This is a genomic window from Croceicoccus bisphenolivorans, from assembly GCF_001634625.1.
In the GTDB taxonomy this organism is placed as follows: Bacteria; Pseudomonadota; Alphaproteobacteria; order Sphingomonadales; family Sphingomonadaceae; genus Croceicoccus; species Croceicoccus bisphenolivorans.
This window is the reverse complement of the sequence record NZ_LRSE01000002.1, coordinates 306,692-330,541: the sequence shown is the minus strand read 5'-3', so window position 1 is coordinate 330,541 and position 23,850 is coordinate 306,692. Positions and strand designations below refer to the sequence as shown.

Genomic DNA, 23,850 nt, shown 5'->3' with positions numbered 1-23,850 from the left:
GCTGGCCAAGAAGATCAAGCGCGAATGGCGGCACGCGCAGGCGGATTGATCAGCCCAGCTTGCGAATCGGATCGCTGCCGTCCCAGTTGACCGACGCATCCTTGATCATCGCGAACAGTTCCGGGCCTCCGGTGCCAAGCTGGACGAATTCCACGATCCCGCCCGCGCCGAAGCCCGGATCGGCGTAGATGACGTAGCCGTCATCGCCCACCTTGCCTTCGACCACGATGGTCGCGCCCGCCGCTTCAACAGCCCTGCGCGCGTCCTCTATATCGTCAACCAGCTGGCAGACGTGGTGCAGCCTGTCGTGCACCTTGTACTTGCCTGTGTAGTGGGCCGGTGCGTCGTTTTCGGGACGCACCAGTTCCACCTGCATGTCGCCCCAGTATGCGATGGCGACGCTGAATACCGCGTCGGTCGGTTCGCCAAGGCAGGTCATGTCCCCCAGCCGGATGTTTTCCAGCATGTAGAACGGGCCGACGCCGATCGTTTCGGTCCAGTACTTGAGCGCGGCGTCGAAATCCTCCGGCAGGTAGGCCTGCTGCATGATCGGGCCGAGGTCGGCGATCGAATTTGCTGTCGGCATGGCTGCCTCCCCTAGGCGAAAAGCTGTTCGGGGTTTTCAATCAGCCCCTTGAACGTGGCAAGGAATTGCGCACCCAGCGCACCGTCGATGGCGCGGTGATCGACCGACAGGGTGAACGAAATCACGGTTGCGAACTCGATCCCGCCGTCATCGGTCTCGACCGCGCGACGCTCCGCCCCGCCGACGGCGAGGATCGCGCCCTGCGGCGGATTGATGATGGCATCGAAATTCTCGATCCCGAACATGCCGAGGTTGGAGACGGTGAACGTGCCGCCGTCCATTTCCTCGAAGCCCAGCTTGCCCTCGCCGGCCTTGGCGATCAGTTCCTTGGTCCGGTGAGCGATCTGGTCGATCCGCATGCGGTTGGCCTGTCGCACGATCGGCGTGACGAGACCCTTGGGGCTGGCCACGGCAACCGCGATGTCGGCGTGCGGGAAGGAATGGATCTCCTCGCCATGCAGCTGCACGTTGACGTCGGGATGCGCGGCAAGCGCCCTGGCGGCGGCCATGACGATGTAGTCGTTGACCGATGCCTTTGTGCCCAGCACGAGGTTCGCCGTCTTGCGCAGTTCCAGCATCTTGTCCGCCCTGACGCTGACGCGCAGGTAGAAATGCGGGATGTTCTGCTTGGCGGTGGTAAGCCGCTTAGCAACGACCTTGCGGATCTTGTCGAAGCGAATCACCTTCGCCTCGTTCGGCACGGCCTGGAACGGCGCGCCGAACGCTGCGGCGGCAGAACCCGTCCCCTGCGGAACTTTGGCCAGCACGTCCTTTTTCGAGATACGCCCACGCGCACCCGTGCCCTTGATCGAGCCGAGATCGATGCCGTGGATCGCAGCAATGCGGCGCGCCAGCGGCGATGCGAAGACGTCGGTTTCTTCCGGCAGGACAGCCGTACCCTTGGGCGAAGCGATCGAAGGCCCGCGCAGGGCCTGCTGCACGTCCTGATAGGTGATGCGGCCACCACGGCCCGAACCTTCGATGCCGGAAATGTCGACGCCTTCCGCCTCGGCCAGTTTCAGCGCTTCGGGGCTGATCGGACGGTTCGTGTCGATCGTGATCGCGCGCGGCTTGTCCGCTTCTCCGACGATGTCGGCTTCCTTCGGCTTGCCCTCTTTCTTCTTCTGCTTGCCTTCGGCAACGCCGCCCTGCGCGGGCACGAAAGCATCGGCGAACTGCGCGATTTCCTCGTCGCTTGCCGAACCGTCATCGAACACCGCCAGCAGCGCACCGACAGGTTCGGCATCGCCGCCGCCGGGCACAAGGATCTTGCGAACGGTCGCGTCGTATTCGGCCTCGACCTCGTTGGTGATCTTGTCCGTTTCGATCAGGCAGATGAGGTCGCCGCGCTTGAAACTGTCACCTTCGCCGAACATCCATTCGGCGATGGTTCCTTCCGTCATTTCGATGCCCCACTTCGGCATCGTAAAGGCACGTATCTTCGACATTATCCGTGCCTCCTCAATTGTAGGCCAGCGCCTTGCGCACGGCGGCCTCGATCTTGTCGGGATTGGGCAGGTATGCGCTTTCCAGTTCCCGTGCGAAGGGGATCGGCGTGTGCGGCGCAGTGACCATTTCGATCGGCGCCCGAAGGCTGGCGAAAGCCTTGTTGGCGACAAGCGCGGCAAGGTCGGTCGCAAGGCTGCAACGCGGCGGAGCCTCGTCCACGATCACCAGACGGCCCGTTACTTCAACGGAATCGAGGATCGCCTCCTCGTCCAGCGGACTGGTCGAACGCAAATCGATCACGTCGGCGCCGATACCGTCTTCCGCCAGCGTATCGGCGGCGGCTTCCGCCATGCCGACCATCATGCCGGTGGCAAGGATCGTCACGTCCTGTCCGGCGCGGGTCAGGCGCGCATGGCCGAAGGGCACGACAAAGTCCGGATCGTCGGGCACTTCGCCCTGCACGCCGTAAAGCGCCTTGTGCTCCATGAAGATCACCGGATCGTCATCGCGGATCGCCTGCCGCATCATGCCCGCGACATCGGCGGGCGTCGACGGCATCACGACCTTTAGACCCGGCATCCCGGTCAGGATCGCGTGCGGGCTCTGGCTGTGCTGTGCCGCCGCGTTGTAGCCTGCGCCATAGATCAGGCGGATGATCGCGGGGCACTTGGTCTTGCCGCCGAACATGTAGCGGAACTTGGCGATCTGGTTCCAGATCTGGTCAAGGCTGACACCGATGAAGTCGGCGAACATCAGCTCGGCGATCGGACGCTTGCCCGACAGCGCAAGCCCGCCCGCCGCACCGACGATGGCGCTTTCCGAAATCGGCGTGTCGATCACGCGGTCGGGGCCGAACGCTTCGTAGAACCCGCCGCTGGTGGACCAGATGCCGCCAATGGCTTCCGGCCCGCCGGCAGTGCCCATGCCGCCGACGACATCCTCGCCAAGGACGACGACGTTGGGGTCGCGCTGCATTTCCTGAAAGATCGTGTTGCGAACGGCATCGCGATACATCATTTTCGTCACGGGATCGCTCCTGCCAATCAATAGTCGATGTAGACGTCGGCAAGGACGTCTTCTGCGGTGGGGCGGTCCGCGGCGCGCGCGGCGGCAACCGCCTGCTCGATCTGGCTGGCGACTTCGGCATCGATCTTGTCCAGATCGGAACCTTCCAGCAGCTTCGCCTCGGTCACGGTCTCACGGAACTTCTTGATGCAGTCGCGCTCTGCGCGGATGCGGTCCAGCTCTCCCTTGCCGCGATAACGCTGCGGGTCCCCTTCGAAGTGGCCGTAGAAACGCTCGGTATCGAACTCGACAGCCGCCGGGCCGTTGCCCGCGCGGACATATTCCAGCACTTCCCTCATGGTATCGTGAACGGAACTGAAATCGGTGCCATCGGCGCGCCAGACCTTCATGCCGAACGCTTCGGCGCGGCTGGCGATATCCTTGTCGGTGCCGACTGCGTATTCGAAGCCGGTGTGTTCGGAATAGTGGTTGTTCTCGAACACGAAGATGGCCGGTGCCTTGGTCACGACGGCCATGTTCATGGCCTCGAACGTGGTGCCCTGGTTGCAGGCCCCGTCGCCCGAAAAGGCGATTGCGACATTGCCCTTTCCGTCCAGCTTCGCCGCCAGCGCCGCGCCCACCGCGATGGGTGCGCCCGCGCCTACGATGCCGTTCGCGCCCAGCATGCCCTTGTCGACATCGGCGATATGCATCGAACCGCCCTTGCCCTTGCAAAGGCCTTCGCGGCTGCCCCAGATTTCCTTCATCATGCCTTCCACGTCACAACCCTTGGCAAGGCAGTGGCCGTGGCCGCGGTGGGTGGAAACGATCTTGTCATCGTCCGACAGGTGCTCGCACACTCCGACGGCAACGGCTTCCTGACCCGCATAGAGGTGGGTGAAGCCGGCAATCTCGCCTTTCGCGATCTCGTCATGGAGGAAATCCTCGAAATCGCGGATGATCTTCATCCGGCGATAGGCTTCCAGCAGGTCGGTACGGTTTAGCTGCATTTCTCTCTCCCGAAGGGAATTCTACAGGCCCAGCACGGTCTTGGCGATGATGGTGCGCTGCACTTCGTTTGTGCCGCCGAATATCGTCCACGCGCGGCTGTTGAGATAACGGGCGGTCGCCACCTGTGCGTGCGCGTTCCGGAACGGGGCCGGCGCGTTTTCGCCATAAAGCGGGCGCGCTGTCGGCAGTTGCAGGCCGGCCACTCCGAACAAGTCCACGGCCAGCAGGTCGACATCCTGCCGAAGATCGGAGGCGAGCAACTTGGTCAGCGATGTCTGCGGCCCAGGCTGCTGACCCTTCGCGATGCGCGACAGGATCTTCAGCTCAATGACTTCCAGCGACTGGATGCCCAGTTTCAGCTTCGCAACACGGCGGCGCCAGTCGCGATCTTCGCCTATCACCCCGCCGTTGCCGTCGTCGACGTCCATCGCAAGGCGCTCTATCTCGCCCAGATCGTGGATCAGCTTGGGCGCATGGCACGATCCGCCGCGTTCGTTTTCCAGCAGGAACTTGGCGATCGTCCAGCCCTGCCCCTCTTCCCCGACGAGGTCTTCTGCGGGAACCACGACATCTTCCATGAAGACCTGATTGACTTCATGGTCGCCCGCCATCGTCAGGATCGGGCGCACCGAAATGCCAGGCTGGTCCATGTCGACAAGGAAGAAGCTGATGCCGGCCTGCTTCTTCACCGTGGCATCGGTACGGGCCAGCACGAACATCCTGTTCGCCCAGTGCGCATGCGTGGTCCAGATCTTGGAGCCGTTGAGAACGTACTTGTCGCCCTGCTTCACCGCGCGGGTCTGCAAAGAGGCAAGGTCCGAACCGGCATTGGGTTCGGAAAAGCCCTGACACCAGTAATCCTCTCCGGACAGGATGCGCGGCAGGTAGTGCGCCTTCTGCTCCTCGGTGCCGAAGGTATAGATCACCGGCGCGACGAGCTTCAGGCCCAGCACGGTGAGGTTCGGCGCGCCTGCCAGCGCACATTCCTTTTCGAAGATATAGCGCTGCACCGGGCTCCAGCCCGTGCCGCCCACTTCCTTCGGCCATTGATAGGCAAGCCAGCCGCGCGCGTTCAGGATCGCGTTCCATTCCTGCCCGATTTCCGGTTCGACGAACACGGTCGGCGAACCGGCCGCGCCTTCCCTGATCGTGTCGGTCAGGTTCTCGGCAAGGAATGCCCGCACTTCGTCGCGGAAGGCTTCTTCGGCGGGACTGAGGTCGATATCCATCTCAGCGCTCCAGGATCGTCACGGCGGAAACGCCCGGCGCGCCATAGACATGGCTGTAGGCCGCTCTGGGATTGCCGGGCACTTGCCGCGCACCGCCGGCCCCGCGCAACTGGACGACATTTTCGTAAACCTGCCGCAGCCCCGATGCACCGATGGGTTCGCCGCAGGCAAGGCAGCCGCCGTCGGTATTGACCGGCAGGGCCCCGCCGATTTCCGTGCGCCCTTCGGCCAGCCACTGTTCCTGATCGCCATCGGCGCAGAAGCCGTTTTCGGCCATGTGCATGACCTCGGCCCCTGCCTCGGTATCCTGAAGCTGGGCGACGGCGATGTCCTTCGGCCCCATCCCCGCAATCTCGAACGCATCGCGGCTGGCGATGTTCGTGGCGCTGCCGCCGCGTTCGATATCGATGGAAGGTGCGAAAACCTCGAAACTGCCCGGCGGTCGGGTGCGCATCGTCGCCGCCTTCAGCCGGATGGGGGCAATGCCCAGTTCGCGGGCCTTCTTCTCGCTGGCAAGGATCAGGGCCACGCCCCCTTCGGCGGGCGAACAGAACATGTATTTGGAATAGGGATCGGACACCATCGGCGCATCGAGAATCTCGTCCAGCGCGACCGGCTGACGGCGCCATGCGTGCGGTGCCTTCTCACCATTGCGGAACGCCTTTTCGGACACGCGGCCCAGCGTTTCGCGGCTGATGCCGTTCACGTGCATGTAGCGCATGATCTTGTTCGCGAAGAACTGCGTGGTGACCATGTAGCCGGCATCGCCGTACCATTCGGGCAGGTTGTATTCGGCAGGCTTGGCATCGAACGCACCGCGCGGATGCTTGTCGAAACCGACGGCAAGGCCGACATCGCATTCGCCCGACTTGATCGCCATCTGCGCCGAAAACAGCGCCGATCCGCCCGCCGCACAGCCGTTGCGCACGTTGATGAACTGCATCCCCGTCAGGCCGAGCTGGTCGACCATCGTGTCGGGGTTGCCCGCCGCTTCCGATGCGCCATAGGCGAACTGGACATCGCTCCATTCCAGACCCGCATCGCGCAATGCCTCTCGCACGGCGAAAACGCCCTGGTCGACACCGCTGGCCCCTTCGGTCCGGCCGAACGGGTGGATGCCGATGCCGATAATGCAAACGTCGCCCATCACGCCGCCTCCGCCGGGCGGAACGCGGGGATCGCGACAGGATCGGCGGCATCGGGATCGAGCGGAACGGTCACGAATTCCAGCGCCATGCCGATCGCGATGTCAGCGAAATCGACATCGACCAGCCGCGCCTCGACGATGGTTTCCCCCGGAAGCTCGACATAGGCGACGGGGAACGGGCTGAACGCCTCCGGCCCGGCATAGGGTGGCGACTTGGGGCGGAAGCGCTGGATGGTATAGCTCCACAGCGTTCCGCTGCGCGACAGGGGCACCGGTTCGAAACGGTCGTTCGCAGGGCACGGGAACACGATGCGCCCGCTGTCACGGTCACGTCCGCCGACAAGGCGCGGCGACGCTTCATCAGTGAACAGGCCTTGGGCAATCGGTCGCATCAAACATCCTCAAAAGACCCCGCGGCGCGGGCACGATTCGTCATCTTCTCGAACGGTTAAAGCGCATTCCGGACACACGCGCAGGCTGCCCAAAACGATAGGGATCGGTTCACCTGCGCCCGATTTCAGGGCGCAAGGGGGCTAAATTCATATGGCACCTGTCCAAATGAAGCATGGCGCATGCCGCATCGACACCCCATCAGGGCAGGTGATGAGCAAGAAACAGGATATCGTCAGGCCGTTCGCCGGCTGGACCATTGCCGAAGCGCCGCGTTCGCTGCTGGAGCTTTCGATGCTGGCGATGTCCTATCCGGTGCTGACATCGGCCCCGCGCGGCGACGGGCACCCCGTCATGGTTCTTCCCGGTTTTGCCACAAACGACCAGATGACCGCGATCCTGCGCCAGTTCCTGTCGCGGCTGGGCTATGCCGTCCACGCATGGGATCTCGGCTGGAATCTCGACCAACATACCACCGGCGAAAACGGCGAGCATATCGCGCGGCGCATCCGCGAAATCCGCGACAAGAGCGGCAGCAAGGTCAGCCTTGTCGGGTGGAGCCTTGGCGGCGTCATCGCAAGAGAGGCCGCGCGGCGCGATCCGGCCGACGTGCGGCAGGTCATCACGCTGGGCAGCCCGTTTACCGGCGATCCGTCGGCCACCAATCTCAACACGCTTTACGAACTGCTGACCGGCAATCGCGTGGCCGACATGCGCCATCACCGCCGCTATGCCGACGGGCACGCGGTTCTGCCCGTCCCCTCAAGCGCGGTCTATTCGCGCAGCGACGGCATCACCGCATGGCAGAACTGCGTGAGCGAGACCGACGCCCAGACCGAGAATATCGAGGTGATTTCCAGCCATTTCGGCTTCGTCACCAATCCGGCGGTGTTCCACCTTGTCGCCCACCGGCTGGCCCAGGCGGAAGGCGAATGGCAGCCCTTCGACTATGGCGGGCCGTTCGCCGCCTGCTACCGCAAGCCTGCCGAACAGGACCGGCGCTAGCCCGCCCTGCATAGTCTCCGGCCCCGTCACCTAACCGGAAAGCCCGTAAGTCGCCTGCCTTGCCGCATGGCGCTGCGTGTCCAGCGCCATGACGAGGATGTCGCTCGTCGTCCCTTCCGCATCGCGCACGTGATCGCGCAGCAAGGCTTCGGGCACGAAGCCCATTTCCTCGAACATGCGCCGCGCGCCGTCCTGATCCGGCGTCATGCGCACGAGGATCTTGTCGATCCCGTCCACCGCCGCCGCGTCAAGGCAGTGCATGGCCAGCAACCGGCCAAGGCCCATGCCGCGGCTGGCCGGATCGACCAGAATGCGGATTTCCGCGACGTGGGAGGACCAGCTGAGGTCGTCGCGCACCAGTGCGGTGCAGCCAAGCACAGTGTCGCCGTCGATCGCCAGCATGGAACGGATGGTTCCGGCGGCGATCTCGTCCAGCCATGCGGCCACGACACGCGGATTGCGGATATCGCGTTGCAGGAACAGCAGGTCGTGGACCGGCAGGCTGTTGGCAAAGACGAGGATCGCATCCGCGTCGTCCGGGGCGATGGGGCGCAAGGTCACGGTCGTTCCCGAAAGGTCGTGCGTGACAGGCGCAAGGGACTGGGTGGTCATCAGGTGGATCTCCTGCAAAGCCATTCATCGATCAGCGGCCACAGCCGCCGCAGGGCAGACGGCCCGGCGACAAGGCTGACATGGCCGCCCTTGGCGATGATCTGTTCGCGGTCCTTACTGCCGGTCATCGTCATCAGCGGCGCGGTCGCCTCAAGGCTGACGACGTGATCGTGCTGCGCCACGATGTTGAGGATCGATGCGCGGATGTCGGACAAGGCAAGCGGCCGGCCCGCGATTTCCAGCGTGCCCTTTACCAGCGCATTTTCCCACATCAGCGATTTGACGAGCTGTTCGAAATAGCGTCCCGGCACCGGCAGCGTTTCCGCCGCCCAGCGGTCGAACATGCGGTATGACTTCACGAATTCGTCGTTCCACATGTTGGTCCACAGTTGCATGCGACCTGCCGTGCGGTTGGCGGGTCGGGCCAAATCGAATGCGCCCAGCATCACTTCGGGCGGGATGATCTCGAGCTCCCGCACCAGCAGGTCGACATCGAAATAGCGCTTGTCGGCCCAAGTCTGGAACAGCGGCATGTGGTCGAAATCGACCGGCGTCGCGATGGCGAGAAGGTTCGCAATTCGCGCGTCCCCTGCCCCGTCGATCGCCGCGTACATCGTCGCCAGCGTCCCGCCGGCACAGTACCCCGCCAGCGACACTTCACCCTGGCCGGACATGCGCTGCACCTTATCGAGCGCTTCGGGAATGAAGCGGGCGACATAGTCGTCGAGCGACAGTCCGCCCTCGTCCCGGCGCGGCGGGTTCCAGTCGAGGTTGTAGACGTCGTAGCCGCGTTGCAGCAGGAATTCGAAGAAGCTCTGCCCTGCGGCCAGATCGAAGATATAGCCCCTGTTGCTGGGCGGAGAAACGACTAGCAGCGGCACGCGATAGACATCGTCCAGCAGCGGGCGATAGCGGTAGAGCACCGCCGTCCCGTCGCGGTAGAGCACGTCGCGCGGCATGTGGCCCACCGGCTCTCGCCCGGCGGTCAGGAAATCCAGCCCCTTGATATTGCGCTTCAACGCGCGGTCGACCTCGCGCCTCACCTGCCGCGAAATGACTTCGGGGTCGAGCTGTTCCGGCAAGTCCGCCATTTGCGGCTATCTTGCCTTTGCCGGCGGCTGGCGTGTGCGTGTCGGTTCCGCCCTTGCCGGTTTGACCGGTGTGGCCTTGCCCCCTTCGATAAGCAGGCGGATCTGCACGATCTGGTCCTCGATCGCGTCAAGCCGCGTGCCCAGTTCCTCCAGCTGGCTTTTCGTCGGCAGGTTCAGCGTTTTGAGGATAGCCTCCGTCTGCTCGGCCATCGCCTTCTGGCCCAGCACGGTCATCTTCGTTGCCTGCCCCATCAGCGCGCTGAATTCCTCGCTTCCGGTCAGCTGGCCGGACCAGGCGTTGATCTCTTGTTCCCAGCGCTGGACGAAGGATTGCCATTCGGCGACGGGATCGAAGGATTTCTCGCTCATCCCTGCGTGATCGCGCAGGGAAAGGCGCCTGCCAACTGTCAATTAAGCGAGATATATCCCAACTGCGCCGCCTTGAAGACGGTCTGGCTGCGGTTGACCGCGTTCAGCTTCGTCGCCGCGTTGTGGATGTGGAAACGCACGGTGGCGCGGCTGCGCGACATGATCATGCTGATTTCCATGTCGGTCTTGCCGATCGCGGCCCATCGCAGGCACTCCACCTCCCGCTTCGACAGGCGCGATCCCGGCGGCAATGCCTGTATCGCGCCCATGACGTGGGTGTAGCTTTCGATGAAGGCCCGCGCATAGATCGCGAGGAGATCGCCGCTTTCGCGAAAATCATCGGCCAGATCGAGCTTCGTTTCGTCCACCGGATTGAAACTGACCGCACCGATCATGCCGAAGGCCATGTGCACCGGGACGACAATGGCCGCACGCGTGCGGGCGCGTCCTTCGAAATTGCTGATGTCGATATCTTCAAGATAGCTGTTGGGCGAACGCGGGTGAAAGCCATCCGCATTGACCCAGAAGACATCGGTTTCAAAACGGCAGGCCAGCGTGATCGGCGATTCCAGCGCAATGCGCGGATTGCGCCACCACGCGTTTTCGTCGTCCGGCCACCCAAAAACGTCCATCGCAAGAATATTGCCATCCACATCGACGGGCGTGCGCTTGTCCGCGATGTCGTGTGCGGGCGCGGCGCGCATGCCGTGCGCGGCCGAAATCTCGGCAAGTGCCATTGCTGCGGGACGGATGTCCTCCGGCTTAAGAACGCGAACGGCGTCCAGCTTGTCGATTATAAGTCGAGCCATAGCTTCCTCTCTGCGGCGAACTGTAGTCAGACGCAAATGACACGACAATGGCAACCCTGACCTTTTGCAGAGCCCTAACCTTTTGCAGAGCGATGCGGCACGACATTTTGCTGCTAACCAAAGGGGAAAGGAGGGGGGTCGTGAATTTCGAACTCAACGAAGACGAAGAAATGCTGAAAGCGGTCGTCGACCGCTTCGTCACCGATCGCTACGACGTGGAGCGGCGGCGCGAATTTCTCTCGCTTCCCCATGGCTTTAGCCGCAAAAACTGGGAACTGCTGGCAGAGCTTGGCGTCATGGCCGTGCCTTTCGCGGAAGAGTGCGGGGGCCTTGGCCTTGATGCCACGGCGCTTGCCGTCACGTTCGAGGCGCTGGGACGCGGCATTGTCGTCGAACCGGTGCTGGAATCGGCAATTCTGCCGGGCCTGCTGATGCAAACGGGCAACAACACGGATCTGGCCGAAGCGTGGATCCCCCGGATACTGAGCGGCGAAGCGCGCCTCGGCGTCGGCCATCCCGCAGCGCGCAGTGCAAACGGCGTGCAGGCACGACCGGCCGATGGCGGTTTCGTGCTTGATGGCGAAGTGCCGCATGTCATCGCCGGGGCCGGCGCGGAAGGATTCGTCATTGCAGCCACCCTGCCCGATGGCACGACCGCTTGGTTGCTGGTCGAGGCCGGAGCTGCGGGGCTGACCGCGTCGTCATGGCGCCTTGCCGACGGTACCGACACCGCCTCGCTGCGGCTGGAAGCGGTGCAGGTCAGGGCCGATGCCCGTATCGAACATGATCCCCAAGCATTGGACCGCGTGTTTGCGCTCGCGTCGCTGGCGCGATGCGCCGAAGCGCTTGGCGTGATGGAAAAGATCTTTGCCGAAACGCTGGACTACCTGCGCACGCGCGAACAGTTCGGAGCGCCGATCGGCTCTTTCCAGGCCATCCAGCACCGCATGGCCACGCAATATACCGCGCTGGAACAGTCACGCGCGCTGGTGAAACTGGCGACGGTCAAAGACGGAAGCGCAGAGTTTTCGGACCATGTCGACGGCGCCCGCGCCTTCATCGCGGAAGCCTCGATCGCGCTGGGCCACGAAATGATCCAGTTCCACGGCGGCATGGGCGTGACGGACGAACTGTCGGTCGGACAAGGGCACAAACGACTGCTGGTCCTGTCCCGCTGGCCCGAAATGCCGATGGCGACGCTGGACCGCTACGCCGCGGCAGCCTGACGCCCCCATGCCGTTGACCCCGTCCGGCTGGTGCCGGACCGGGGTCACACAGAGCTGGCGATACCGATCACTACGCAGGCCAGCACGAGCAGCCCCACGCGCAACAGCGAGGCGGGCTCTCCCAGCAGTGTCAGCGCAAGCAACATCGAACCCAACGGCACGACAGCGGCTAGCAGCGGCATCATCAGGCTGAGCGGCGCGCCTTCCTTCAGCAATACCGCCAGTGAATAGAGCGACATCGCATAGACGAGCGCGCAAAGCACCGACCAGCCGGGACGGGTGAAGCCGGCAGTATAGGCAAGCAGGATACTGCCGCCGATCTGCCCGCCGACAACGACGGCGAACAGCGCGACGGCACGGGCGGTCAGTTCGGCGGGCATGGCCGGGTTACTGCGCGGTCAGGCCGCCATCGACGACGAATTCGCCGCCGGTGATGTACTTGGCCCGTTCGGACAGCAGGAACGTGATCATGTTGGCGATATCGTCCGGCTCGCCCATGTGCTTCATCGGGATGGAGGCGTTGATCGCGTCGTACTGGTCCGGATTATCCTCGATCGCGACTTTCTGCATGTCGGTCCAGATCACGCCGGGATGGACCGAGTTGACGCGAATGCCCTTGGGCGCGACTTCCATCGCGATGGACTTGCTCATTAGCCGCACCCCGCCCTTGCTTGCGGAATAGGCCGTCGTGCCGGGTATGCCGACAAGACCGGCAACTGAGGAGAGGTTGACGATCGATCCGCCTTCCTGCGCCTCCATCACCGGAAGAACCGCGTGGCAGCCAAGGTAGACACTCTTCAGGTTGACGGCGATCTGCCGGTCCCAGCTTGCTTCATCGAGGTCCGCCATCCAGCGCAGCACGGCGATCCCCGCATTGTTGACCAGCCCGTCGATGCGTCCCGTCTCGCCCTTCACCTGCTCGACAAGAGAGTCCCACGCGGCCGCGTCGGTCACGTCCTGTGCCAGCCCCGTTGCCGACAGCCCTTCCCCGCACAGTTGTGCAGCACGGGCGGCGACGCCTTCGCCGTCGATGTCGGTAAGGTACACCGCGTGCCCCTCGCGGGCGAGCATGCGGGCGGTGGCAAAACCAAGTCCCGCCTCCGATGCGGCGCCGGTCACGATCATGGTCTTCTTGGTCATCGGTGTGCTCCGTTTGTCAGGCGTTCTTGAGCCAGGTCCGGTCGTAGGAACGGTCCTGCATGTCGTGGCGACCGATCAGTGCAGCGGCGAGATCGGTCTGCATGAAGGCGTCGGCGGCAGGTTCCTTGCGGGCCCAGTCGTTCACTTCGCTGCGGTGGGCGAAACGCCATTCGCCGGCCCGGCGTTCATATCTGTCGATGTAGCGGCCGCAGATCGTCATGTCGGTAGGCACGCCATCGTCGATAATGCGGTGGAAGGCGTAGAAATAGACTTCGCCATAAGCGACATCGGGATCGTCGCCATCGAATTCGATCAGGTGCTGGCCGATCAGGTGCTGGTTGGCGATGTGTTCGACCAGCAGGGCCTGCGCAAAGCGGACGAAATCGGGGCCGCTGCCCTCGAAGATGCCGTAATCGGTCGTCGAATCCGGCCAGAACGTCGCCATCTGCAGTTCGGCGTCCAGCCGGTCCTGCCCCCGCATGTAGTGTGCGGCAAGATCGCGGATGGCATCCTTGGCCAAGAGCTTGTCGAGATCGGTCATCGGCTCGTCCCGCCTCGTAAAAAAAGGGGGCCGGCAGGCGGATGGATACCCTGCCGGCCCTTTACCCGGATCGCGCGCCGGCCCGAGGGAGGTGCCGGGTTGCGATTGCTCCGGTGGACGCTTCGGATCAGAAACGCTTGGTAAGTTCGACCTTCACCGTGCGCGGCAGGGTGCCGAAGCCGAGCTGGTCGGCCTTCGTTCCCGTAACCCCGCCCGAAGACGTGCCGGTGCTGGGCCCGTCGACCACGCCGGTGACGTAGAACTCATTGGTCAGGTTCTTGCCGATCACGGCCAGCTGCCAGTTGCCGTCGGCCGCACCGAAGCGCAGACCTGCGTCCAGCGTCCAGTAGCTGTCCTGAACGGCGATCGGGTTGTCGAATGCCGACGGGTTGTAGCTGTCGCTGTAACGGGCATTAGCGGTCAGGCCGAACATCAGGTCGTTGGTGATGTCGGTTTCGTAGTTGACACCGAATGCACCGGTCCACTTCGGCGCGACCGACAGCGGCTTGCCTGTCAGGTCCTGACGGATCTGGCCATCTTCGGTGATGACGTTGCAGCCCTCGGCCTGGGTCTGGCCGGAATAGCACGGACCTTCGGGGAAGCTGTCGTACTTGGCATCATTATAGTTGATCGCCGCCGTCAGGTTCAGGCCCGGCACCGCATAGGGCGCATATTCCAGTTCAAGCTCCACGCCCTGCGTCTTCGCATCGGCGGTCAGCGTATTGAAGGCGAAGACCGGCGAGTTGAAGAAGTCGACCTGAAAGTCGTTCACCTTGTAGGTAAAGGCCGTGATGTTCGCGCGCAGCTGGTTCCCCATAAGCGTCGACTTGATGCCGACCTCAAACCCTTCGGCCTCTTCCGGGTTGAAGGTAAGGTCGCTGTATGGATCGGTCGAAAGGGCAGAGTTGATACCGCCGTTCGAGAAGCCGCCCGACTTGTAGGCCGTCTTGTATGCACCATAGACGAGGAGGTCCCGCGTGGGCTTGTAGGTCAGGGTGACTTCCGGCGCGAAGTCCTTGAACTTCTGGTTCGCGGTAATCGTGCCCAGCTCTTCATCGGCGGTGCGATAAACCACGAGATAGGCCGGATTGACGTACTCGTTGGCGAAGTAGCTGTCCTTCTTCTCGTCGGTGTAGCGGCCACCGGCCGCCAGTTCGAGATTCTCTACCAGCTCCGCACGGACCTGACCGAAGATCGCGATGGTTTCCCCCTTGGTCCAGCTGATCTTCTCACCCGCAGCGTAAAGCAAGTCGGGACGCGGAGCATCCGTGTCGCGCACGCCGCCGTAATACCCCCACTGGCCGAAATCGCGCTTGGTGTTCTGGTACAGGCCGCCGATCATGAAGTTGAACATGCCGTCGAACTGGGAAGTCAGACGCAGTTCCTGCGACCATGCGCGCCATGTCGAATTCTCTGTGGCGAAGATCATGCCGTCGAGATTGGGAGCATCGTCTGCGGTCTGGAAGTTGCAGGCGCAGGCCCAAGAGTTGTTGTTGCGCTGCCAGTTGGTGACGGAAGCAAGCGACATGGAACCCAGATCGTACTCTAGGTTGTTGTTGATGCCCCAGCTGCGATAGCGGTTGTACGGTGCGCCATCGTCGCGGCCATAGGGCGAAATGCGCGACAGCTCGACCGGCAGATTGTTCTGGTGCGTCACGAAATCCCGGGCGCAGGCATAATCGGTCAGCTGGCTGTTGCCGGTACCGTCGCCACACGAATAAGCGACATAGTTCCAGCTGTTGTTCAGCGTGTCGTTCTGGTCACGCGTGACCTTCAGCGTGCTGGTAAGGTTGTCGGTCGGTTCGAACTTCAGTGTCAGGCGAGCGAGGAATTCTTCCTGCTGCGGCATCGGGCTTTCGACCGGGGTCGAGATCAGTCGCTCGAACGTGTTGCCGGTGCCATCGTCTGTCGCGATATCGATCGTGTCGTAGTTCTGATCGGTCTGGACGTTGCGGTAGTAACCGCCGTCCATCTTCGAATAACGGGCCGCCAGACGGATACCCAGCGTTTCGGTCAGCGGGCCGGAAAGGATACCCTCGAGGCTGTACTGCTCGGCCTTGAACTCGTAGCCGGCCTTGACCGAACCGGTCCATTCGTAGGTCGGGTCGTTGGTGGTCAGCGAAATCACGCCGGCGGTCGCGTTCTTGCCGAAGAACAGGGCCTGCGGACCCTTCAGAACTTCGACACGGGCAAGGTCGAAGAAACCTTCCTCGATCACGCGGCCTTGGCCATAGTATGCGCCGTCGACGACGATCGCGACCGACTGTTCGATACCGATCGAGGTGGAAGACGAACCGATGCCGCGCAGGGTGATCTGCGCCGCCGAACCGTTGGATGCGCGGCCGACGTTGAGGTTCGGCGTGGCAGATGCGATTTTTTCGATGCTGGTGATGTCGCGGTTCTGGATCATTTCTTCCGACATCGCGGTAACCGCGACGGGAACGTCCTGAACGCTTTCCTCGCGCTTACGTGCGGTGACGACGATTTCGGAAAGGCCGCCGGTCTGTGCCTGCGTGGTCGCCGGTGCCTCGTCCTGCGCGAATGCGGGCTGAACGGCGAAAGCCGTTACGGCAGTGCCCATCAGCAACGCGAATTTATGGCGTGAACGCATGACATTCTCTCCCCTGATGCGACATGGCGAACCCCGCGATTGCCGGCTGCCCGCATGTGTCCTTCTTGATGGGAACGTTTTAGTCGTCGCGCCGCCGGTCTCGATAGCTAGCCCAAGTGTCAGGTGGTCGCTTCGAATGAAATCGCAGGCGTTTCTGCCGATTTTTCAGCTTCAACGCCTATTCACCCTATGACTTTTCAGAGTGTCTTTTTCCCTGCCGCTTTTTATTATGACAAATGTCATAAATAAAAGCAGGGCATCGCAATCGCATGATGCGCCTGCAATAACCGATGGATCGGGAGCAGGATGATGACCGGACAAGACACTTGGGATCAAACGGCAGACGTCGTCGTCCTCGGCTCTGGCGGAGCGGCGATGACCGCGGCGATTTCGGCACACGATTTCGGCGCGGGCGATGTCGTCATTCTCGAAAAGACCGGAATGGTCGGCGGTACGACCGCGATGTCAGGCGGGATGCTGTGGGTTCCGGGCAATCATCACCAGATCGAGGCGGGAATCGATGAAGCGGACGAGGATGTCGTCGCATACCTCGACGCGCTGGCGCCCGGCGCGCTCGATCCCGATACGCTTTGGGCGTTCATGGAAAGCGGGCCGGAAATGATCCGCTATTTCGCGGACAAGACGCCCGTTCGCTTCCTCGCCTTCAGCGATTTTCCCGACTATCAGCCCTATATGCCCGGCGCGAAGCCGGACGGCGGGCGTTCGCTGGATAACGAGGCGTTCGCCTTCGTGCGGCTGGGCAACCGGGCAACGCGGGTCAATCCCAGCAAGATGGCCTACCCCCTGCGCGGCAGCCTTATGGAAGCGATCCGCGGATCGCTGGACGAAGCGACCCTCGCCGAACGCGAAGCCGGCGATTATCGCGGGCTGGGTCAGGCGCTGGCGGGTTCGCTCTACCTTGCCGTGCTGGATCGCGACATTCCGGTGGAATTCGAAAAGCGCGCCCGCAAGCTGGTGAAGGACGGCAACCGCGTGATCGGGGTGGAGGCGGAAGACGCCAACGGCAAGACCTGGCGCGTGCGTGCGCGCCGCGGCGTGGTGATCGCCACCGGCGGGTTCGAATGGAACGAACAGCTGGTAAAGACATTCCTGCGCGGGCCGCTGACCGGACCCGTCAGCGTCCCCGAAAACGAAGGCGACGGCCTGATGATGGCGATCGAGGCAGGCGCGCAGCTGGCCAACATGCAGAACGCATTCTGGATGCAGAGCGTGCTGGAATTCAAGCCGCAGCACCGCGACGCCAAGCCGAACTACCTGCTGGGATCGGACGAACGGGCACGCCCCGGCGCGATCCTCGTCAACCGCAAGGGCAAGCGCTTCGTGAACGAGGCGGCGAACTACAACGCGCTCGGCAAGTCTCTACACGCCTTCGATGCGGGCAGCCACGCCTATGCCAACCTGCCCTACTGGCTGATCATCGACCAGCGTTACCGGAACAAGTACCAGACGTTCAACACGCCGCCGGGCGGGCCGGTCCCTTCGTTCATGATGCAGGCCGACACGCTGGAAGAACTGGCCGAAATCGCGGGCATCGACCCAGCAGGCCTGGCCGCCACCGTTGCGCGCTTCAACGACATGGTCCGCAATGGCCACGACGACGATTTCAATCGCGGCGACAATACCTACGACAATTTCTACATGTGGGGCGACACCGAATTCGAACCGCCGTACCGCACCCTTGGCGTCATTGATCGGGGCCCGTTCTTTGCCGTGAAGATGGAAGCGGGCGCGCTGGGAACGGCGGGCGGCCCGAAGACCAACGCCGACGCACAGGTGCTGGACTGGAACGGCGAACCGATCCCCGGCCTCTATGCCGCGGGCAATGCCATGGCGGCAGTGCTGGGCGAAGTATATGGCGGCGCGGGCGGAACGCTGGGGCCGGGCATGACCTTCGGCTACATCGCGGGCCGCCACCTCGGCACGGAAGTGGAGAGCAACTGACCGGAGGCTTGGCGGTACTTAGCCGACGGCGGAGTCCTTCTTCGCCGTCGCCTTCTTGACGGTGGCGGGTTTCGCCGCAGCTTCCAGTTCCGCAATGCGCGCGGCGAGCTTCTCGTTCTCCTCGCGCGCTTTCACGGCCATTTCCTTCACCGCCTCGAATTCCTCGCGGCTGACGAAATCCAGCCCGCCCAGCGCTTCCTTGAAACGTTCGCGCGCGGCTTCGGCCGATTCCTGCGCCATGCCGGCAAAAGTGCCGGCGGCAGCGGTGAACATGCGGGTGAGGTCCGAGATACGGGGATTGTCGCTTTGCATCGTTTCTATTTGGCCCCGAACCCTGTTCAGTTCAACTGCCAGAAACGCAGGTTAAGCACTGCGGCAAAGCAGATCCACGCGAGATAGGGCACGAGCAGCAGCATGGCAGTGCGGCTGACCCGCGCGAAATAGGCCATTGTCGCGATCACGAGGATGATCAGCAGCACGATCCAGAAAAAGGCGAAGCCGATCAGGTGTGCCGAAAAGAATATCGGCGACCACAGCGCGTTCACGCTCAGCTGGACCGCGAAAATGCCCAGTGCAAAGCGCCGGAATGCCGTTTTGGGCGCGGCGAGCACGAAGGCGAGCGCAAAGCCCATCAGGACATAGAGGATCGTCCAGACGATCCCGAACAGGAATGCGGGCGGATAGATCGACGGCTTTACCAGTGCGGAAAACCACGCCCCGTCCCCGCCCGATCCCGATGCCCAGCCCGAAAACAGGCCGATGACGACGACAACGGGTACGGCAAGAAGCGCCCATTTGAGGACGGAGCCGGTGCTGTCCGGCCGGGATGCGATCTGGTTCATGCCTGCAAAACGATTCCAGCCCGCACGCGTTCCACGCATTAGATCACGTTCAATTCCCGCGATGCGCCCAGACAAGGAACTCGACATTGCCTTCCGGCCCGGTGATCGGGCTTTGCGTCAAGCCGCGCACCTGCCAACCGGAAGCGGTGAGCCATTCGGTCACCTCGTCGCAGACCCGTTCGTGGAGCGCCGGATCGCGCACCACCCCGCCCTTGCCCACTTCGCCGCGCCCGACTTCGAACTGCGGCTTGATCAGTGCCACCAGAGTCGCATCCGGCGCAGCGAGTGAGAGCGGCACTTCAAGAACCTTGGCAAGGCCGATGAAGCTGGCATCGCACACCACCCAGGTGCAGGCGCGGTTGATGTGGTCGGCCGTCAGGATGCGGGCGCTGGTCTGTTCCAGAACCGTGACGCGTTCATCCTGCCGCAGCTTCCATGCCAGCTGGTTCGTGCCCGAATCGACGGCGAACACATGGTCCGCGCCCTTTTGCAGCAGGACATCGGTGAAACCGCCCGTAGAACTGCCGATGTCCATCGCGGTCGCGCCCGCCGGGTCCAGCCCGAATTCTTCGATGGCGTGGGCCAGCTTGATGCCGCCGCGGCTGACCCACGGGTGATCGCGCCCGCGCACTTCCAGCGGGGCGTCTTCGGGCAACTGCTGGCCGGGCTTGGCGATTTTCGTCTCGCCCGAAAACACCAGCCCCGCCATGACGAGCGCCTGCGCACGCGAACGGCTTTCGGCAAGCCCGCGCTCCACGAGCATCTGGTCGATGCGCTGTTTCTTGCTCTTGGCCATGATACGGATCGGCGAAAACGATAACCGGTTGAACGGATGGGACTTGAGATGCGGCACAGCCCTTCGCATAACAAGGGCATGACGCCAAGCGACGATGCACCCGCCCTTCCCGACAACCAGATCACGATCGATGCCCAAACCGGCCAGGCACGCTCTGCCATGCGGCGCTGCTGGCTGCTGACCGGCGCGATGATCGCGGCGACGGGGATCGGCCTTGCCTCCTGCGTTCCGGCAAACCCCGTGCCCGCGCCGCCACCCGCGCCCGCCCCTGCCCCCGCCTCGACGCCAACATCGCCGCCGGTCGTGCAGGCACCGACGGACTGGCTGGGCGAACCGCTGGCACAAGGCGACTGGACTTACGTTTCCAGCGCCGCCGCCACGCACACGCTGTTCGGACCGACGCCCGCGCAGACGCTGTTCACCGTCGCCTGCGAACCGGGCAACCGGCAAGTGAAGCTGTGGCGCCCTGCGGCTGCGAGCGGCGCAACGACGATGACCATCACCACGACGGAGGCGGTCAAGACCGTTTCAGCCGCACCGGCGAGCGGACAGGTCGTGGCCACGCTTGCACCGCACGACCCGATTCTCGACGCGATGATCTTCACGCGCGGGCGGTTTGCCGTGCAGGTTCCGGGCACCGAAACGCTCTATCTGCCAAGCTGGCCGGAGATCGCACGCGTGGTCGAGGATTGCCGCTAGAATCTTGGCTGTGGATAGCGCCGGATTCGCGGCCACGACTGGTCGCAAATCGGGTTCTTCGGGCTGTTCGGGATGGGCTTGGCACAAACGATCCGCGTTCGACAAACCATGTTTTTTCAGTGGCTTGCCGCGCGCCGTCAACACTCCAAGTGCCCGATTATGACAGTGAATAAATTGAACGCAAGACTTGTCGTTGCAGCGCAAAAAACGCACTCTGCGAATCAAGGACGGAGCGGTGCCATCGATGGCCGACAGACCGGCAGATCATCGACAGCTTCGCACCGATCCGGCCTGCCGCACGCAAGGCTTCAAGGGGGCTTGCGATCGCGGGAATTCTTGGCCCCGGCGCGAAAGGAGGTGATCCGATGTCTCATGGTTCAGCAGAGAGGTCGGTGAAGTCCACCACGAGGCATTATCGCTAGCGTGAGGCGATAAAGGCTACGTTTGGGCGGCACTTCCGGCCGCTGACCATGCGAAAGCCCGCAGGCGTTCAGGCGCTTGCGGGCTTTCTCATTTCGCTGATCCGGTAGCTGCCTTCAAACCATGCCGGATCGTGCCGCCTGCAGATCGGCCAGTGTATCGATATCGCGCAGGCTGGACGGATCGGCGGGTTCAAGCAGGGTGAAGGCCGGCCATGTGATCGCCCCCGCGCCGCGATCGCCCGATAGCTGACAGAGCCGTGCGAATGACGCGCGCGGGAATGCGGCGGGGATACCCTTTCCGCCATCGGCCTGCGCCGTGAAGATCACCCCGTCCCCGATGGCGAGCGCGCGCAAGTGCGCAGGTTCCACGAACGGCATATCGGCCAGTGCGAAGACAATACGCTCCGCCTCACCTGCCGCCGCGATACCAGCGCGGATGGTGGAGGCGATCCCTGCGTTGGCATCGGCGTTGATACAGGCATTCCACTCGTCCAGCGGGCCGAATGCGCCTTCTTCGCGCATCACCACGATCCTGTTCGAAAATCCGGCAGCGTCCGCCGCACTCGCCGCGTGACGCCACAGGGGGATATCGCCCAGCAAGGCCGTCGTCTTGCGCCCACCGAACCGCTCACCCCGCCCCGCCGCAAGCAGGACGAAAGCGATCGAGGGAGGCAGGGGCGGTGCGTTGGTCATGCCCGTTAGTGGCTAGACCGCCGGCAAGCGCAGGGCAAGGCGTCAGCCTTCTGCCACCCAGTCCCGGCGCAGGCGTCTTCCCGCAAGGCCCATCAGGATCGCCGCGACGGCATAGAGCACCAATGCGTAGAGCATGGAATAACGCAGCGCCTCGTCCCCGTAGACGGGCTTCAGGATGTCGGACAACGCGCCCAGCGCATAGATGCCGCCGCCCAGACCGATCAGGTTGTTGATGAGCAGGAACAGCGCCGATGCCGTCGCCCGCGCATCGGGCGCGACAAGGTGCTGCACGGCGGTAAGCACGGGGCCAAGCCAGATATAGGCAAACGCCTGCGGCACAAGGAACAGCACGAAGGCGACCGTCACGCTTTGCGACACGATGCCGAAACCGTAGAATGGCAGCGCCGCGACAAAGGCCAGAGCGGGCAGCCACGCATACCACGCCCGGTCATGGCCACCCAACCGGTCCGCAGCCCATCCGCCCAGCAATACGCCGACCGTGCCGCCAAACAGCAGGACCGCGCCGAAGAAATGCGATGTCTGGACAAGGTCCAGCCCGAAGCTGCGCTGAAGCAGGCTGGGCAGCCAGAACGCGACACCGTACCCCAGCATCGAACTGGACGCCGCGCCAAAGGAGAGGAACCAGAACGAAGGCTTTGCGGCAAGGATGCGCGCAATCGCACCGAAACCCTGCCGTTCGGATTTTTGCGTTTGCGCCCGCGGCACATCCTTCACGACAAGGCGGAATGGCACCGCGATCGCGACACCGCACAGGCCGACGACCAGAAACGCCGTGCGCCAGTCCACCGTCGCCGCGATATATCCGCCGGTCAGCACCCCTGCCGCCGATCCGATCGGAATGCCCAGCGAATAGATCGATAGCGCGAATGCCCGCTTCGACGAGGGGAAATAATCTCCGATGATCGCATAGGAGGGCGCGACCCCGCCCGCTTCGCCCACGCCGACACCAAGCCGAGCGAGGAAGATGGACCAGAAATTCTGGGCAAAACCGCATATGGCGGTGAACGCGCTCCACCCGATCAGGCTGACGGTGATGACCCAGCTGCGGCTCGTCCGGTCCGCCAGCCATGCCAGAGGTACCGCCAATGTCGAATAGAGCAACGCGAACGCGATGCCGCCAAGCAGGCCCATCTGCGTATCCGACAAGCCAAGATCGGCCTGGATCGGCGCAGCAAGGATCGAGAGAATCTGCCGGTCGAGAAAATTGAAGACGTAGACGAGCAGCAGCATTGCAAGGACGGGCCCCGGCTTTGCGGGAAGCGCCCTTGCAGGAGCGGTTGCTGTGCTTTCGGCGAACTCGGTCATACGGCGTGGACTTGCAGAAAGGTGGGAAGCGCTGCAAGCACTTCCGGTTCGTCCAGCAACGGGTGGTGGCCGCGCAAGGCCACCTCCACTGCGGCAAACGGACCATTGTGCCGCCGCTTCATCTCCGCGACCGTGGCAGCCGACAGCAAATCGCTGATCGCACCGCGGATCACAAACACGGGAATGCTGCGCAACGCGTCCCACAGTGGCCAAGGATCGACAGGCACGACAGCATCGGCATCGGGTTCCATGCCCATCGCGATGGCGGGGTCATAAGCCGTGACGACCCCGTCGCCGACTTTGTGACAGGTGCGCCGGGCGAATGCGAGCCAGTCCGCATCGGTAAAGTCAGGGAAAGCGCAGGCATTCACGGCCGCGAAACGCTCTGCCATCTCGGTCCAGTCCGCCGCAGGACGCGAGGGGCCGACATAACCACGGATGCGGTCCAAACCCGCGTCGTCCACGATAGGCCCGATGTCGTTCAGGGCGAGCATTGCGACACGCCCGGGCGCCATGGCTGCCATCGCCATGCCGATCAGCCCGCCCATCGAGTTGCCGATCACACCGAAGCGTTCGATGCCGAGGCCGTCCATCAGTGCGAACATGTCCGCAGCATAGACATCGACGCGGTAGTTGGCTGCATCGTCATCGTAATCCGACAGACCCCTGCCCCGCTGGTCCGGAACGATCAGCCGGAATTCCGGCAGATGCGCGACCAACGGTTCGAAATCGGCGCTGTTGCGCGTGAGACCGTGCATGAGGAGGAGCGGCAGTCCCTCCGCTCCTCCGTCACACCCCGGCTCCCCCACCGGGAGATAATCCCGCGCGAACAATTCCAGCCTGTTATCCGCAGAGCGGAAGCGGTGTTGTTCGTATTTCCTCATGCCCG

Annotated in this window: 25 protein-coding genes; 4 read left to right on the top strand and 21 right to left on the bottom strand. The window is 63.3% G+C overall.

From position 1 onward, the window contains the following. Nucleotides 1-49: 49 nt before the first annotated feature. From A7A77_RS03175 to A7A77_RS03145, 7 genes are read right to left on the bottom strand one after another with little or no spacing between them, the layout of a single operon-like run. Nucleotides 50-586: a VOC family protein gene (locus A7A77_RS03175; protein WP_066553364.1), complete on the bottom strand. Its 537-nt coding sequence runs from the start codon at nucleotides 584-586 to the stop codon at nucleotides 50-52. An 11-nt stretch (nucleotides 587-597) separates the two neighbouring features. Continuing rightward, nucleotides 598-2,034 carry a 2-oxo acid dehydrogenase subunit E2 gene (locus A7A77_RS03170; RefSeq protein WP_066553361.1) on the bottom strand — a complete coding sequence of 479 codons (1,437 nt, stop codon included), beginning with the start codon at nucleotides 2,032-2,034 and terminating at the stop codon, nucleotides 598-600. A gap of 13 nt (nucleotides 2,035-2,047) precedes the next feature. Then, a complete protein-coding gene (locus A7A77_RS03165; RefSeq protein WP_066553567.1) occupies nucleotides 2,048-3,061 on the bottom strand; it encodes an alpha-ketoacid dehydrogenase subunit beta in 1,014 nt (337 codons plus the stop codon). 17 nt (nucleotides 3,062-3,078) lie between these two features. Further along, nucleotides 3,079-4,050, bottom strand: coding sequence for a thiamine pyrophosphate-dependent dehydrogenase E1 component subunit alpha (locus tag A7A77_RS03160; RefSeq protein WP_066553358.1), 972 nt, complete (start codon nucleotides 4,048-4,050; stop codon nucleotides 3,079-3,081). Between the two features lie 21 nt (nucleotides 4,051-4,071). After that, nucleotides 4,072-5,280, bottom strand: a complete 1,209-nt coding sequence (locus A7A77_RS03155; protein ID WP_066553355.1) for an acyl-CoA dehydrogenase family protein — start codon at nucleotides 5,278-5,280, stop codon at nucleotides 4,072-4,074. A gap of 1 nt (nucleotide 5,281) precedes the next feature. Then, on the bottom strand, nucleotides 5,282-6,430 hold the full coding sequence (locus A7A77_RS03150) for a thiolase family protein (RefSeq protein WP_156500349.1): 1,149 nt from the start codon (nucleotides 6,428-6,430) through the stop codon (nucleotides 5,282-5,284). Beyond that, nucleotides 6,427-6,819: a Zn-ribbon domain-containing OB-fold protein gene (locus A7A77_RS03145; RefSeq protein ID WP_066553347.1), complete on the bottom strand. Its 393-nt coding sequence runs from the start codon at nucleotides 6,817-6,819 to the stop codon at nucleotides 6,427-6,429. Before A7A77_RS03145 ends, A7A77_RS03150 begins: the two co-directional genes overlap by 4 nt. Before the next feature lie 151 nt (nucleotides 6,820-6,970). Here A7A77_RS03145 and A7A77_RS03140 point away from each other — a divergent pair, with 151 nt between their 5' ends. Continuing rightward, on the top strand, nucleotides 6,971-7,822 hold the full coding sequence (locus tag A7A77_RS03140) for an esterase/lipase family protein (RefSeq protein ID WP_245638372.1): 852 nt from the start codon (nucleotides 6,971-6,973) through the stop codon (nucleotides 7,820-7,822). 30 nt (nucleotides 7,823-7,852) lie between these two features. Here the strand turns inward: A7A77_RS03140 and A7A77_RS03135 are convergent, their stop codons facing one another. Genes A7A77_RS03135 through A7A77_RS03120 form a run of 4 tightly spaced genes read right to left on the bottom strand, consistent with a single transcriptional unit; the run spans nucleotide 7,853 to nucleotide 10,703 of the window. Then, nucleotides 7,853-8,434 (bottom strand): GNAT family N-acetyltransferase, encoded by a 582-nt coding sequence (locus A7A77_RS03135; RefSeq protein WP_066553343.1) that lies wholly within the window; start codon nucleotides 8,432-8,434, stop codon nucleotides 7,853-7,855. Further along, nucleotides 8,434-9,525 carry an alpha/beta fold hydrolase gene (locus tag A7A77_RS03130; protein ID WP_066553340.1) on the bottom strand — a complete coding sequence of 364 codons (1,092 nt, stop codon included), beginning with the start codon at nucleotides 9,523-9,525 and terminating at the stop codon, nucleotides 8,434-8,436. The genes A7A77_RS03135 and A7A77_RS03130 overlap by 1 nt, the downstream gene beginning before the upstream one ends. Before the next feature lie 6 nt (nucleotides 9,526-9,531). Further along, complete coding sequence (locus A7A77_RS03125) at nucleotides 9,532-9,894, bottom strand: poly(R)-hydroxyalkanoic acid synthase subunit PhaE (protein WP_066553337.1); 363 nt, start codon at nucleotides 9,892-9,894, stop codon at nucleotides 9,532-9,534. 38 nt (nucleotides 9,895-9,932) lie between these two features. Further along, the gene (locus A7A77_RS03120) at nucleotides 9,933-10,703 is read right to left on the bottom strand and encodes a helix-turn-helix transcriptional regulator (protein ID WP_066553336.1); all 771 of its coding nucleotides are present in this window, start codon (nucleotides 10,701-10,703) and stop codon (nucleotides 9,933-9,935) included. A gap of 140 nt (nucleotides 10,704-10,843) precedes the next feature. Here A7A77_RS03120 and A7A77_RS03115 point away from each other — a divergent pair, with 140 nt between their 5' ends. After that, nucleotides 10,844-11,929 (top strand): acyl-CoA dehydrogenase family protein, encoded by a 1,086-nt coding sequence (locus A7A77_RS03115; RefSeq protein WP_066553335.1) that lies wholly within the window; start codon nucleotides 10,844-10,846, stop codon nucleotides 11,927-11,929. Between the two features lie 44 nt (nucleotides 11,930-11,973). Here A7A77_RS03115 and A7A77_RS03110 read toward each other — a convergent pair whose 3' ends face one another. From A7A77_RS03110 to A7A77_RS03095, 4 genes are all read right to left on the bottom strand, one after another. Then, complete coding sequence (locus tag A7A77_RS03110; RefSeq protein WP_066553332.1) at nucleotides 11,974-12,309, bottom strand: DMT family transporter; 336 nt, start codon at nucleotides 12,307-12,309, stop codon at nucleotides 11,974-11,976. Nucleotides 12,310-12,316: 7 nt separating this feature from the next. Continuing rightward, nucleotides 12,317-13,069 (bottom strand): SDR family NAD(P)-dependent oxidoreductase, encoded by a 753-nt coding sequence (locus tag A7A77_RS03105; RefSeq protein ID WP_066553329.1) that lies wholly within the window; start codon nucleotides 13,067-13,069, stop codon nucleotides 12,317-12,319. A 16-nt stretch (nucleotides 13,070-13,085) separates the two neighbouring features. Continuing rightward, a complete protein-coding gene (locus tag A7A77_RS03100) occupies nucleotides 13,086-13,610 on the bottom strand; it encodes a nuclear transport factor 2 family protein (protein WP_066553326.1) in 525 nt (174 codons plus the stop codon). A 127-nt stretch (nucleotides 13,611-13,737) separates the two neighbouring features. Then, a complete protein-coding gene (locus tag A7A77_RS03095; RefSeq protein WP_066553323.1) occupies nucleotides 13,738-16,221 on the bottom strand; it encodes a TonB-dependent receptor in 2,484 nt (827 codons plus the stop codon). 309 nt (nucleotides 16,222-16,530) lie between these two features. On the opposite strand from A7A77_RS03095, the gene A7A77_RS03090 reads away from it, so the two are divergent. Continuing rightward, complete coding sequence (locus A7A77_RS03090; protein WP_066553563.1) at nucleotides 16,531-18,183, top strand: FAD-binding protein; 1,653 nt, start codon at nucleotides 16,531-16,533, stop codon at nucleotides 18,181-18,183. A gap of 18 nt (nucleotides 18,184-18,201) precedes the next feature. On the opposite strand, the gene A7A77_RS03085 is transcribed toward A7A77_RS03090, so the two are convergent. Genes A7A77_RS03085 through A7A77_RS03075 form a run of 3 tightly spaced genes read right to left on the bottom strand, consistent with a single transcriptional unit; the run spans nucleotide 18,202 to nucleotide 19,821 of the window. Then, a complete protein-coding gene (locus A7A77_RS03085) occupies nucleotides 18,202-18,495 on the bottom strand; it encodes an accessory factor UbiK family protein (RefSeq protein ID WP_066553320.1) in 294 nt (97 codons plus the stop codon). Nucleotides 18,496-18,521: 26 nt separating this feature from the next. Next, nucleotides 18,522-19,025: a TspO/MBR family protein gene (locus A7A77_RS03080; RefSeq protein WP_066553317.1), complete on the bottom strand. Its 504-nt coding sequence runs from the start codon at nucleotides 19,023-19,025 to the stop codon at nucleotides 18,522-18,524. A 49-nt stretch (nucleotides 19,026-19,074) separates the two neighbouring features. Further along, on the bottom strand, nucleotides 19,075-19,821 hold the full coding sequence (locus A7A77_RS03075) for a TlyA family RNA methyltransferase (protein ID WP_066553314.1): 747 nt from the start codon (nucleotides 19,819-19,821) through the stop codon (nucleotides 19,075-19,077). 48 nt (nucleotides 19,822-19,869) lie between these two features. On the opposite strand from A7A77_RS03075, the gene A7A77_RS03070 reads away from it, so the two are divergent. Then, nucleotides 19,870-20,520: a hypothetical protein gene (locus A7A77_RS03070; RefSeq protein WP_216635537.1), complete on the top strand. Its 651-nt coding sequence runs from the start codon at nucleotides 19,870-19,872 to the stop codon at nucleotides 20,518-20,520. 536 nt (nucleotides 20,521-21,056) lie between these two features. Here the strand turns inward: A7A77_RS03070 and A7A77_RS03065 are convergent. The 3 genes from A7A77_RS03065 to A7A77_RS03055 are packed head-to-tail and all read right to left on the bottom strand — an operon-like array spanning nucleotide 21,057 to nucleotide 23,845. Then, on the bottom strand, nucleotides 21,057-21,635 hold the full coding sequence (locus tag A7A77_RS03065; RefSeq protein WP_066553311.1) for a nucleotidyltransferase family protein: 579 nt from the start codon (nucleotides 21,633-21,635) through the stop codon (nucleotides 21,057-21,059). A 42-nt stretch (nucleotides 21,636-21,677) separates the two neighbouring features. Then, nucleotides 21,678-22,961, bottom strand: a complete 1,284-nt coding sequence (locus A7A77_RS03060; RefSeq protein WP_066553304.1) for a spinster family MFS transporter — start codon at nucleotides 22,959-22,961, stop codon at nucleotides 21,678-21,680. Next, nucleotides 22,958-23,845: an alpha/beta fold hydrolase gene (locus tag A7A77_RS03055; protein ID WP_066553302.1), complete on the bottom strand. Its 888-nt coding sequence runs from the start codon at nucleotides 23,843-23,845 to the stop codon at nucleotides 22,958-22,960. The genes A7A77_RS03060 and A7A77_RS03055 overlap by 4 nt, the downstream gene beginning before the upstream one ends. Between the last annotated feature and the right edge of the window lie 5 nt (nucleotides 23,846-23,850).